Annotated in this window: 9 protein-coding genes; 1 reads left to right on the forward strand and 8 read right to left on the reverse strand. The window is 69.8% G+C overall.

The features are described 5' to 3' along the window. Nucleotides 1–6 precede the first annotated feature (6 nt). Nucleotides 7–1872: a class I SAM-dependent DNA methyltransferase gene (locus tag ACFQSB_RS00595; protein WP_380823710.1), complete on the forward strand. Its 1866-nt coding sequence runs from the start codon at nt 7–9 to the stop codon at nt 1870–1872. 163 nt (nt 1873–2035) lie between these two features. Here the strand turns inward: ACFQSB_RS00595 and ACFQSB_RS00600 are convergent, their stop codons facing one another. The 8 genes from ACFQSB_RS00600 to ACFQSB_RS00635 form a co-directional block, all read right to left on the reverse strand. Further along, nucleotides 2036–2602, reverse strand: coding sequence for a hypothetical protein (locus ACFQSB_RS00600; protein ID WP_380823711.1), 567 nt, complete (start codon nt 2600–2602; stop codon nt 2036–2038). 215 nt (nt 2603–2817) lie between these two features. Then, nucleotides 2818–3618, reverse strand: coding sequence for an AfsR/SARP family transcriptional regulator (locus tag ACFQSB_RS00605; RefSeq protein ID WP_380823712.1), 801 nt, complete (start codon nt 3616–3618; stop codon nt 2818–2820). Between the two features lie 330 nt (nt 3619–3948). Continuing rightward, entirely contained in the window at nt 3949–6600 is a 2652-nt protein-coding gene (locus tag ACFQSB_RS00610; protein WP_380823713.1) for a glycoside hydrolase family 2 protein, read from the reverse strand. A gap of 1 nt (nt 6601) precedes the next feature. Beyond that, nucleotides 6602–7489, reverse strand: coding sequence for an ABC transporter ATP-binding protein (locus ACFQSB_RS00615; RefSeq protein WP_380823714.1), 888 nt, complete (start codon nt 7487–7489; stop codon nt 6602–6604). Beyond that, entirely contained in the window at nt 7489–8436 is a 948-nt protein-coding gene (locus ACFQSB_RS00620) for an ABC transporter ATP-binding protein (protein ID WP_380823715.1), read from the reverse strand. The genes ACFQSB_RS00615 and ACFQSB_RS00620 overlap by 1 nt, the downstream gene beginning before the upstream one ends. Continuing rightward, a complete protein-coding gene (locus ACFQSB_RS00625; RefSeq protein ID WP_380823716.1) occupies nt 8433–9326 on the reverse strand; it encodes an ABC transporter permease in 894 nt (297 codons plus the stop codon). The genes ACFQSB_RS00620 and ACFQSB_RS00625 overlap by 4 nt, the downstream gene beginning before the upstream one ends. A gap of 49 nt (nt 9327–9375) precedes the next feature. Continuing rightward, a complete protein-coding gene (locus ACFQSB_RS00630; protein ID WP_380823717.1) occupies nt 9376–10371 on the reverse strand; it encodes an ABC transporter permease in 996 nt (331 codons plus the stop codon). A gap of 70 nt (nt 10372–10441) precedes the next feature. Continuing rightward, nucleotides 10442–12211, reverse strand: a complete 1770-nt coding sequence (locus tag ACFQSB_RS00635) for an ABC transporter substrate-binding protein (protein ID WP_380823718.1) — start codon at nt 12209–12211, stop codon at nt 10442–10444. Nucleotides 12212–12286: the final 75 nt, after the last annotated feature.

Genomic DNA, 12286 nt, shown 5'->3' on the forward strand with positions numbered 1-12286 from the left:
CGCCGGGTGCGGAAGACCGGGAGGCCGGCGATCAGCGGGGACGAGGCGACGATCACCTCGGCCGACATCGCGCGGATGGCGGGTGTCGGCCGGGCGGCCGTGAGCAACTGGCGGCGGCGGTACGAGGACTTTCCCGAGCCGGTCGGCGGGACGGCGACCAGTCCGACGTTCTCTCTCAAGGCCGTCGAGGCGTGGCTGCTCGGCCAGGGCAAGGTCGAGGAACTGCCGCTGCGTGAGCGGGTCTGGCAGCACATCAGGATGGCGGCCGACGATCTGCGCCTTGGAGAGGTGGTCGCCGAGGCGACCGAGCTGCTGCACGGCCGAGGAAAGGCGCGGCTGGTCCCGCGGCCCGCCTGGAAGCTGATCAAGCAGTACGCCGAGGAGCAGGGCGCCGCGGAGGTGGTCCGGTTTCTGGTCGACCGCTTCGCCGACGTCCAGTCGCGGCGGCTGGCCGAGACGCCCGCCGAGGTGGCGGCTTTCATGGCCGAGCTGACCGGCCCTGACGTCACGACGGTCCTGGACCCGGCCTGCGGACTGGGGACGCTCCTGGCCGTGACGACCCAGGCCGACCGGGCGTACGGGCAGGAGTACGAAGAGCCGCTGGCCCGGCTGGCGCAGGCGCGCCTGGCCCTGTCCGAGGTGGACGGCAGCGTGAAGACCGGTGACTCTCTTCGCCAGGACGCCTGGCCGGGCCTCGTCGTGGACGCGGTGGTGTGCCATCCGCCGTTCAACGAGCGCAACTGGGGCTACGAGGAGCTGGCGAGCGACCCGCGCTGGGAGTACGGCCTGCCGCCCAAGTCGGAGTCCGAACTGGCCTGGGTGCAGCACGCGCTGGCGCATCTGCGGCCCGGGGGCGTGGCGGTGCTGCTCATGCCGGAGATCGCCGCGAACCGGCGATCCGGTCGCCGGATCCGCAGCAACCTGCTCCGCCGCGGCGCCGTCCAGGCGGTGATCGGCCTCCCGCCGAAGATCGCACCCGGCACCGGCCTGCCCGTGCACGTCTGGGTGCTGCGCAAGCCCGCCGGCGATGACCGCACGCCGTCGCGCGTGCTGATGGCGATGGCCGAGCCGGCCGCGTTCGGCGCGATAGCGGACCGGTGGCGGGAGTTCTGCCGCGATCCCGATCTGGCTGTCGACGTGCCCGGTGAGAGCCGCACCGTCCCGATCATCGACCTGGTCGACGAGGACGTCGACATCAGCCCGGCCCGGCACGTCGGCGTCGCCGACGGGCAACCGGGCGACTACCTCGCGGTCCGGGCCGATTTCCTGGGCCGCCTGGAACGCCTCGCGGCGCTGGTTCCCGAGGCGGTTCCCGGCCACGCGCGTGAGATGCCGATGGTCGCGCTGTCCGAGCTCGAACGCACCGGCGCCCTTTCCATCCTCCAGTCCGGCCGCTACGACGCCGAAGGCGCCGGTCACCTTGTGCTCGAAGCCGGTCAGGTCTTCACCGGCGGGCAGCCGATGACGCGCGCACACCCGGAGGACAGGGTCATGATCAAGGCGGGTGACGTGGTGGTCGCGACCCGCGACCGGGAGATCGCGACCAGGGTGGTGGAGGTGCCGGAGCTCCTCCTCGGCCCGCGTCTCACGCTGCTGAGACCCCACCCTGATCGCCTGGATCCCTATTTCCTCGCCGGGTTCATCCGCACGTTGTCGGCCGGCGGCGGTGCCACGCAGTCAGGCGTCAGCCGCTTCGACCCCCGTCGCGCCCACGTCCCCCGGCTCCCCCTCGACGACCAGCACCGATACGGCCACCTCTGGCGCGACCTGTTCCTCTTCGAGGCCGAGCTGCGTGCGACCGGCGAACACGGTTTCATGACGGCGTCCTCTCTCGCCATGGGCCTCATCACTGGAACGCTGAATCCTCCGTGAGCTCAGCATCGTCATGTGGTCACGTACGGAGAACTCCGGTTCAGAGATGGCCGGATGTGGTCGGTCTCAATCGGCACGACTCTGACCGCGGTGGATCCCGGCCGCCAGATGGCGGCCGGGATCATGTTGCGAACCGATCACTGTGCCTTGTTGCGCGAGCCGCTCAGCAGCTGATGTCTACCGCGTCGACGATGTTGTTGTAGGCGGAGGGGAGATTGCCCGCCGTCCAGGGAAATATGGTGCCCATGTAGGTCCAGGTACCGGTCCAGTTGTACAGGTCAAGGTAGCTGGCACTGTTGTTGTCGACAGACGTGAGACGATCGTTGATCACAGGGTTGAACTGGCTCGTGCTGCCGAAGTTCCACCAGCCACAACCGGGCGCCCGCCACAAGAACGCGGCGCCGTTCGAGCCGTCGTAGTAGCTGGAGCGATACTTGGGGCTGCCATAGGCGCCACCGGCGAGGGATGCGATTCCTGCCTTGGGGGCGCCCCCCTGCTCGCTCGTCGCTCCTCCCGAGTTGGTGAGCTCGATGCGCACTCGATGCGCAGGAGGCGCGGGGAGATCGCCTGACGAGTCCGCCCGCGCCGTAGTGGGACCGGGGCCGATCACCGTCGGACCAGGGCCGATGTCGGTGCTGGAGTCGGCCATCGCCTGGCTCGGGCCGGTGGCGGCCACGATCACGGTGACGATGCCGGCCAGCAGTCCGGCCATGATTTTTGATCTGGACATGTCTCTCCTCTGTATCTGTGGCTGTATCGCTCGGCGGCGGAGAAGTGCGCGCGAGAGTTTCGCGAATCCCGTTGCCTCACCAAGGCCACTGATGCGATGTCGTGAGCACCGCTCGGCGCCTGAGCGGTGACCGCTGTCCTGGAAGGATGACGACCACGGCTTGACGCGGACTTGCCACGACCGCTGCTCATCCCGGCGGCTCGCCGCGAACGGGGTCAGGCGCCCAGAGCGTGAGAGCGTGAAGGCGCGAAGTGGAGGGAGTCGTCCGCGCGGATCATCCGGTCGTGCAGGTCCTGGAGTTCTCTCGTCGGATCGAGGCCCAGTTCCCGCCCGAACCACCGGCGGGCCGTCCGGTACGCCGCCAGCGCGTCCGGCTGACGGCCGTCGCGGTACAACGCGAGCATGTACGCCCGGATCAGTGCCTCCCTGAAAGGATGGCGCCGCACCAGGTCGGCGAGCTCCGGGAGGAGCTCGCGATGCCGGCCGCACTCCAGTTCGGCGTCGACCCACGACTCGGTCGCCGACAACCGAAGCTCCTCAAGGCCGGTGCCCACCCGGTCCCGCAGCCGATCCGTAGCGGCATCGGCGAGCAACGGCCCACGCCAGTACGACAGCGCGCCCCTCAGCAGCCGAGACCGCTCTTTGGGGCCCGCCGCACGACGGGACCGTCCCACCAGGTCATGGAATCGATGGACGTCCACCGCGTTGAAGTGGGTCTCGGCCAGGTATCCGTCACCCCGGCGCAGCAGCCGGAACCCCCGGGATCCGGCCCGGTCGGGATCGAGCGTCCCCCGGAGCCTGGCGACGTGACTGTGCAGGCTCCCCCGGGCCTGGTCCGGCGGCTCGCCGTCCCAGAGCAGTTCCAGCAGTCGGTCCACCGGCACGACCCGCCCCGTTTCCAGCAGCAACAGGCCCAGCAGGCAGCGTTGGGCGCGTCGGCGCAGAGTGATCGGGCCGTCGTCGTCCCACACCTCGACCGGACCCAGTAATCGGAAGTACCAACCCCCGTGATGCATGATCTCCCTCTCTCGTCCGTGTCCGAAGCACGTCCCCGTGACCATGAGGCCCCCTTCGAGAACGGGCCGGTGAAGCCCCCGAACGCCGGCGTCCTGGTCGCGGGCTCGGGAGCACCATGGAGAGCCGGGCCCGGCGAGACGGACCTGGCCCATCTCGCTGCCCTCTACGCCGGCGGAGGGCCGGCCGCGCTGGTGATCCAGTGGCTTGCCATGCCGCGAACGCTAGATGCTAGACCGCGGTCTAGGTCAACGGAGTATTCACGTGCGGCGGCCTCCCGGTGTGATGGCAGGCGTGGGAGGCCGCGATGTGTCGCACGGGACTCCGGCGTCTCACCCTGCGGCGGGCTCGTTCAGGCAGCGCAGGACGGGCGGGGTGGTCAGGGCGGCGGGGTCGAGGGCGCGGGTGGTGGTGACGTGGAAGGTCGCCGTTTCGCCGGGGAGGAGGGTGAGGAGCATGTCGTCGACCTCGGCGGCCGGGTCGAGGCGGTCGGGGAACAGGGCCAGCTCGCGGACGATCGTCCGTGCGGTCACGGTGACCCGGTAGCCGCCCGTGGCCGGTTCGGCGCGGGCGTCGAAGTCGGCCGCGGGGAAGGCGACCGCCGCGTCCTCGGCGAAGAACGTGAGCGCCCGCCGGTCGTCCAGGCGGGCGGCGAGCACCTCGGCGGCCGGGTCGCCGGGTGTGGCCAGGGGGCGGGGCAGTTCGACGCGAGCCACCGAGCGGGGCTCGGCGGCCACCTGGAAGGTGCCCTTGGCCAGCGGCTCACCCCCGAGGGCGTACCGGATCACCGACAGGTCGCCGCGCCAGGGCGCGTCTGAGTCGTTGACCGCCACCACGGCGCCGTCCCGGATCTCCAGGATGCGGTCGGCGTAGACGCGGCGCAGGGCGTACCAGAGGGGCTTGCGCCGGGCGTCGCCGTCGACGGCCGACCAGGAGGTGACCGGCCAGCAGTCGTTGAGCTGCCACATGATGGTGCCGGAACAGTACGGCGCCAGGGTGCGGAACCAGCCGATGCCGAAGGCGACGGCGCGGGCCTGGTTGACCTGGGTCAGGTAGTGCCAGTCGTCGAACCTCTCCGGCCGGGTCAGGTAATGCCACTCCTCGACACCCTCCGGCCGGCGCACGTATAGACCGTTGTCGGTACTCTCCGGCCGGGCCACATCGTGACCGCCGTCGGCACCCTCTGGCCGGGGCGGATGCGTTCCGGCGTCGGTGCCCTTGGGCTTGGTCGGGTGGTGTCCGTCGGTGGAGGCTCGCGGGCGGGGCAGGTGGTCGGCGAGGCCGCGCAGGAGTTTGGCGTTGCCGTCTATGGCCTTCTGGTGGTGCAGGACCAGCGGGGCGTCGGCCGACAATTCGCCGCTGACCGCGCGGCGCAGCGTGGCGTAGGCCGGCGGGCCTTGGAAGCCGAACTCGGCGGCGAACCGGGGCCGGTACTCGGCGTACCGGGTGTAGTCCTCGCGGTTCCACACGTCCCAGATGTGGATCGTGCCATGTGCGGGGTCGTTGGGCGGCAGGTCCGGGGCGCCGGAGTACGGGCTGCCGGGCCAGTACGGGCGGGTCGGGTCCAGCTCGGCGACGATCGAGGGCAGCAGGTCGTGGTAGAAGCCGGCGCCCCAGCTGCGGCCGCCGAGCCGGTCGCGCCACCCCCAGTCGGCGTGGCCCTCCAGGTTCTCGTTGTTGCCGCACCACAGCACGAGGCTCGGGTGCGGGGCGAGCCGGGAGACGTTCTCGCGCGCCTCGGCCGCCACCTCGGAGCGGAACGGCTCCTCCTCCGGGTAGGCGGCGCAGGCGAACGGGAAGTCCTGCCACACCAGCAGGCCGAGGGAGTCGGCGAGGTCGTAGAAGTCCTCGCTCTCGTACAGGCCGCCGCCCCAGACGCGCAGCAGGTTGACGTTCATCTCGACCGCCTGGCCGAGGCGGGCGGCCAGGCGGTCGCGGGTGACGCGGGAGGGGAAGCAGTCGTCGGGGATCCAGTTGACGCCGCGGACGAACACCGGCCGGCCGTTCACCGAGATGGCGAACGCGTCGCGGTCCAACTCGACCGAGCGGAAGCCGATGCGCCGGTGCCACCGCTCTTCGCCCATGCTGACGGTGAGGTCGTACCTGGCCTGGCCGCCGTGGCCGCGCGGCCACCACAGCTCGGGGTCGGGCACCTCCAGCCGCAGCACCGCCTCCCGGGCGCCCGGGGCCAGAAGCGCCCGAGCCTGGATTCCGGCCACCTCGGCGGTGATCTCGTGCGGCTCCTCGGTGGTGCGCTCGGCCCGTACGCGGACCTCGACGTGGCCGGTGCGGCCGTCGGTGGTGACCAGCGGACGCACCTCGGCCAGCCGGGCGCCCGACCAGCTCGACAGACCGATCGGCCGCCAGATGCCGGCGGTGACCACCGTCGGCCCCCAGTCCCAGCCGAAGTTGCAGGCCATCTTGCGGATGAACTGGTAGGGCTCGTCGTAGGCGCCGGGCCGGTCGCCGAGGGCCGCCCTCTGCGCCTCGGCGTAGGCGTAGGCGGAGGCGAAGCGCACGCTGAGGGTGTTGTCCCCCTCGCGCAGCAGGTGGCGCACCGGGAAGCGGTAGGACCGGTGCTGGTTGGCGGTGCGGCCCACCTCGACGCCGTTGAGCACGACCGTGGCCACGGTGTCCAGGCCGGCGCAGACCAGGTCGGTGCGCTCGTGCTCGTCCGGGGCCCAGGCGAAGGAGGTCTCGTACACCCATTCGGTGCGGCCGATCCACGACAGCCGGGTCTCGTTGTCGTCGAGGTAGGGGTCCTCGATCAGCCCTGCCGCGAGCAGGTCGGTGTGCACGCACCCGGGAACCGCCGCCGGCACCCCGGAGATCGGGACACCCGTGCCCGGCAACCCCGAGATGGGGCCACCGGCGCCCGGCTCGTCCGAGTTCGGGACACCGTCGCCTGGCACGTCCGAGATCGGGACGTCCGCGTCGGCGGCGGTGAGGGTCCAGCCGTCGTGCAGTGCACGATAGGCGCTCAAACTAGCTCTCCTTAGGGCAGTCGCCCAGCCTGGCGCAGGCGACGAGGTGGTCCTCCTCGGCGGCGTACAACCGCCCGGAGGCGCCGTGCTTGTGGTAGAGGCAGGCCTCGACCGGCTCGGCATCCTCCCACGGGGCGTGCAGCCGCGGCACCGCCGACAGCAGCTGACGGGTGTAGGGGTGCAGCGGGCGGGTGAAGACGGCCTCGGTCGGGCCGGTCTCCACCACCTCGCCGTGCCGCAGCACGACGGTCCGCTCGGCCAGGTAGTGGCCGAGGGACAGGTCGTGGGTGATGTAGAGCACGCCGAGGCCGCGCTCCTTGAGGTCGGCGAGCACGTTGAGCACGTCGATGCGGGTGGAGGCGTCCAGCATGCTGGTGATCTCGTCGGCCACCAGCAGCCGGATGTCCAGCAGCAGGGCGCGGGCGATGAGCAGGCGCTGCAGCTGGCCGCCGCTGAGCTGGTGGGGGAACCTGCCGAGCACCTGGCCGGGGTCGAGCCGCACGTCCCGCAGCGCGGCGTCCAGGCGGTCGGTCCAGTCGGCGTCGGGCACGCCGGGGAAGTACGCCTCGCGGATCATGGCGAAGACCCGGTCGGCCTTGAAGACGGGGTTGAACGTGCTGAACGGGTCCTGGAACACGCCCTGCACGTTGCGGTAGTACGCCTTGCCGGGCTTGACCGGGGCGCCGTCGAAGGTGATCGTCCCGCCGGTGACCGGGGTCAGGCCGAGGATCATGCGGCCCAGTGTGCTCTTGCCGCTGCCGCTCTGCCCGATCAGCGACACCACCTCGCCCTGGCGGACCTCGAAGCTGACCCGGTCGACGGCGGTCAGCGTCGTGCCGCCGAACGCGCCGACCTTGAACACCTTGGTCACGTTGTCCAGTTCCAGCATCAGGCGTCCGCCTTCCAGCACGCGACGACGTGGCCGGGCTCGACCTCGCGCGCCGGCGGCTCCTGGACGCACCGGTCGAAGGCGAGCGGGCACCGGTCGCGGAACCGGCACCCGGCCGGCGGGTCGAGCAGGGAGGGCGGGCCGCCCGGGATGCCGGTCAGCCGCCGCTCGGTGTGCCGGACGCCCACCTCGGGCAGCGAGTCGATCAGCAGCTTGGTGTAGGGGTGCCGGGGCGACTCGACGATCGTCTTGGCCGGCGCCTTCTCCGCGAGCTTCCCGGCGTACATCACCATGATCGTGTCGGCGATCTGGTAGGTGAGCGAGATGTCGTGGGTGATGAACACCATGCTCTTCACCACCCCGCCGTCGCGGAAGCCGGCCAGCGCGGTGGCCACCGCCTTCTGCGTCGAGACGTCGAGGGCGGAGGTGATCTCGTCGGCGATCAGCAGCGAGGGGTCCAGCAGCGTCGAGATGACCATCACCATCCGCTGCTTCATGCCGCCGGACAGCTCGATCGGGTAGCGGCGCAGCACCTCGGGCGACAGGCCCACCAGCTCCAGGCGGCCCTCCAGCTTGGCCTGGTCGAGCGGCACGCCGCGCGACCTGAGCAGCTCGCCGACCATCTTCCCGATCTTGCGGGTCGGGTTCATCGCGCTCATCGAGTACTGCGGGACGAGCGAGACCTTGTGGAAGCGGAACGGGTTCATCCGCCGGTCGTCGCCGATGGGCAGCTTCTCGCCGTCCAGTTCGACCTCGCCGCCGACGTGGCGCATCCGGCCGTCCAGCCGGATGAGGCTCTTGCCGAGGGTCGTCTTGCCGCACCCCGACTCCCCCGCGACGCCCAGGATCTCGCCGTCCCCCACCTCGAAGGAGACCCCGTCGAGCGCCCGCACGTCGCCCTTCAGCGTCGTGTAGTGCACCCTCAGGTCGCTGACGCGCAGGCTCATGTCCGCCTCAGTTTCGGGTTGAAGACCTCGTCGAGGCCCACGTTCGCAACGTACAACGCGCCGACGATGGCGGTGATGGCGGCGCCGGGCGGGACGAACCACCACCACAGGCCGAGTTGCATGGCGCTCCACTGGCCGGCGTTCTGCAACATCAGGCCCAGCGAGACGCCCTCGGTCGGCCCGAGGCCGATGAAGTCGAGCGAGGAGGCGATCAGGATGGAGTTGCCGAACAACAGGATGAAGGTCAGCAGCAGGTAGGAGCTCATGTTCGGCCCGATCTCCCTGGTGATGATCTTCCAGGTGTTCGCGCCGCTCAGCCGGGCGAGGTCGACGAAGTCCCGTCCGCGCAGCGAGAAGGTCTGCGCGCGGATGGCGCGGGCCGCCCAGGGCCAGGAGGTCAGGCCGATGAACAGCGCCTGGGCGCCGACGCTGCGGATGCCCAGGTAGGCGTTGACGATCAGCAGCACGGCCAGCGCGGGCAGCACCAGGATGATGTTGGTGATCATGTTGAGCACCTCGTCGACCATCCCGCCGCGGTAGCCGGCCACGAAGCCGACCACCATGCCGACGATCGCCGCCACCCCACCGCCGAGGACGCCGACCAGGAAGGTCGTGCGCAGGCCGTGGACGAACTGGGCGAAGACGTCCTGGCCGAAGGTCGTGGTGCCGAACCAGTACCGCGCGGACGGCGGGTCCATCGGCCGGCCGACGTACTCGTTGGGCGCGCCGCTCACCAGCAGCGGGCCGACGATGCCGGCCAGCAGGAACACCAGCACGACGGAGACGCCGACGATCAGTTTGGGGTTGCGCAGGGCGAAGTACAGCGCCTCGCGGCGGGCGCTGCCCGGGGCGGGCGTCCTGCGGGTGGAGATCTCCTGCAGAGCGGTCATGCCGACGCACCCGCCGTTCCCGTAGGTGTCCGCGTCTCGCGTGGTCCGGTCATGCCGACGCACCCGCCATTCCCGTGCGCGTCCGTGGGTCGACCAGCACGTAGACGATGTCGATGACGAAGTTGGCGACCAGCACGCCGAGCACGATGAACAGGAAGATGCCCTGCAGCAGGAAGAAGTCCTGGTTCTGGATCGCCTTGAGGATGAGGCTGCCGAGGCCCGGATAGGAGAACACGATCTCGGTGACCAGCGCGCCGGCCACCAGCACGCCGAGCTGGAGCGCCAGCCCGGTGATCTGCGGGAGGACGGCGTTGCGGAACGCGTACCTGCGGATCAGCCGCTGCGGCGCGCCGAGCGCGGACAGGTAGGTGGAGTAGTCCGACTCCAGCTCATAAATGATCATGTTGCGCATCCCGATGGCCCAGCCTCCGAGTGCGACCAGGAAGAGCGAGAAGAACGGCAGCACCCAGTGGTGCAGCAGGTCGAGCAGGAAGTCCAGCGACCAGTTCGGCCGGATGGAGAAGCTGTAGCCCCCGGCGACCGGGAAGAGGCCGGCGACGACGCCGAGCCCCCAGGCCAGCAGCACGGCCAGCCACATGTACGGGGTGGCGGTCAGCACGTAGCCGATCGGCAGCACGGTGTTGTCCAGCAGCTTGCGCCGGGCCGCGTACGCGCCGACGCGGTTGCCGACGAAGTAGCTGAGCAGCACCGAGGGGATCATCAGGCCCAGGGTGTAGGGCACGGCTCCCATGATGACGGTGCCGACCGGCGTGGGGAACACCCAGATGCTGGTGCCGAAGTCGCCGCGGAACAGGGCGCCCCAGAAGTTCAGGTACTGCCGCCACAGCGGCTGGTCGAACCCGAACAGGCTGGAGTAGTACGAGCGCATGGCCTCCACGGCCTGCGGCTGGGACACGTTGGCCCGGGCCAGCATGCTCGCGACCGGGTCGCCGGGCATGAAACGCGGGATCATCCAGTTGACCGTGACGGCGACGACGAACGTCAGCCCGTAGATCAGTAGTTTCCGGCCGAAGTAACGACGCACGAGATGCCTCCCGGGCAGGCCCCTCCCCCTCGCGCGCGGGCGGGAGGGGGAGGGGCGGCGGCATGCGAGTTCAGGAGCCCGCGGGCTGGAGCTGGGTCAGCGTCTCGAAGCCGCCGAGCTCCCACCAGTTGCGCCAGGTGACGGCCGGGGTCTTCGGCGCACCCTGGGCCGAGGAGGGCCAGTTCTTCCACACGGCCGTGCTGGTCTGCGACCACAGGCCGTTGTACCAGAGCGGAATGGCCGGAAGTTCGTCCAGGTGGATCTTCTCGATCTCCGACAGGATCGACTTCATGCCCTCGACGTCGTCGGTCTTGACCTGGTCGAGCTTCTGCACCAGCTCCCAGGCCTTCTTGTTCTCGTAGCGGCCGAAGTTGACGGTGTTCTGCACCTTGTTCACCGGCAACTGGAACACGTACTGGTAGTAGGTGAACGGACTGTTGGACAGTTGCCGCTCGTTGTTGATGACCAGGTCGAAATCGCCCTTGCCGCGCTTTTCCACCAGGGCGTTGAAGTCGGGGAAGTCCGGGGTGATGTTGATTCCGGCGTCCTTGGCGCTGCCGGCGATCGACCGGGACGCCTCCATCCAGTCCGTCCAGCCGGACGGCACGATGAGGCTCAGGCTGATCTTGGAGCCGTCCTTGTTCTCCACGAACCCGTCGCCGTCGCCGTCCTTGTAGCCGGCGTCGGCGAGCAGCTTCTTGGCCTTGGCCTTGTCGAAGGAGAAGCCCGCGCCGCCGGTCAGGGTCTTGTCGATGTACTGGTCCCACTGCGGCAGCAGCCCGGTCGGGTCGGAGGCCTTGACCAGGTTGCCGTAGACGCCTTCCACGATCTTCTTGGTGTCGATCGAGGCGGCCAGCGCCCTGCGGAACGCCGGATCGTCCATCGGCTTCTTCTTGGTGTTGGGCACCAGCCAGGCGGTGTTGGCCGACAGCATGTACGGCGGCTCGTTGTAGTAGGTGGTGATGCCGAACTTGCCGCCCTGCACGAGGTTGGCGATGCCGGGCAGGAAGTTGTTGCTGAGGTCCAGGCCCTTCTGCAGCAGCAGGCCCATCGCGACCTCGTTGCTGCCGTTGACGATGTCGACGATGTACTTGGGCTTGGGCTCCATCTTCAGCGCCGTCTTGCCCCACCAGTCGTCACGGCGCTGGAGCACGACGCGGTCCTGGTCCTTGCTGAGGAACTTGTAGGCGCCGGTGCCGACGGCGTCGTCGTTCACACCGTTCAGCACGTCCTCCTCCGAGAGCTTGCTCCAGATGTGCTGGGGGACGATGGCGCGGCCGTAGAGGTTGAAGTCCCATTCCTGGTAGTTGGCGGTGGAGAAGGTGAACTTCACCGTCTGGTCGTCGACCGCCTCGGCGTTCTTCAGCCACTCCCACAACTGGTGGTACGGGCTGGTCTCCATCTTGCCGAGTTCGTAGGTGAACGCGACGTCCTTGGCGGTGAACGGGGTGCCGTCGGACCACTTGATCCCTGGCCGGAGTTTCAGCGTGTAGGTCGTGTCGTCGGTCCAGGAGCCGCTTTCGGCCAGCCAGGGGGTGAGTTTGAGGGTGGTGGTGTCGAAGTGGAACAGGGTCTCGTAGACCAGGCCCTTGGTGCCGGCGGCGTGGTCCCACTCGCGGATCGGGTTGTAGTTCGCCGGCGGTCCCCACTGCACGCCGCTGGTGTACAGGGTTTCGTTGCGGGGAAGCGAGTTGGGGTCGGCGGCGGCGCCGGTCGCCGGGGCGCCACCCGCCTGGGAGCTCTGGGAGGCGGAAGGGGAGCCTCCGCCGGTGCACCCGGCGGCGGCCAGCACACCCGCCGTCGCCAGGATCGGGAGCAGGGTCCGTAACCGGTTTCGCATCACATCTCTCCTTCCTCCGCACGTCCGGCGGAGGTCCGCGGTTCGCCAAGCCCCGATGGAATCGGCCCGTGAGGC

Source organism: Sphaerisporangium rhizosphaerae (genome assembly GCF_042665155.1).
In the GTDB taxonomy this organism is placed as follows: Bacteria; Actinomycetota; Actinomycetes; order Streptosporangiales; family Streptosporangiaceae; genus Sphaerisporangium; species Sphaerisporangium rhizosphaerae.

Coding starts and splice junctions, on each gene's coding strand:
- ACFQSB_RS00600 (WP_380823711.1), bottom strand. CDS start 2,602: ATGTCCAGATCAAAAATCATGGCCGGACTGCTGGCCGGCATCGTCACC.
- ACFQSB_RS00605 (WP_380823712.1), bottom strand. CDS start 3,618: ATGCATCACGGGGGTTGGTACTTCCGATTACTGGGTCCGGTCGAGGTG.
- ACFQSB_RS00615 (WP_380823714.1), bottom strand. CDS start 7,489: ATGCTGGAACTGGACAACGTGACCAAGGTGTTCAAGGTCGGCGCGTTC.
- ACFQSB_RS00620 (WP_380823715.1), bottom strand. CDS start 8,436: ATGAGCCTGCGCGTCAGCGACCTGAGGGTGCACTACACGACGCTGAAG.
- ACFQSB_RS00625 (WP_380823716.1), bottom strand. CDS start 9,326: ATGACCGCTCTGCAGGAGATCTCCACCCGCAGGACGCCCGCCCCGGGC.
- ACFQSB_RS00635 (WP_380823718.1), bottom strand. CDS start 12,211: ATGCGAAACCGGTTACGGACCCTGCTCCCGATCCTGGCGACGGCGGGT.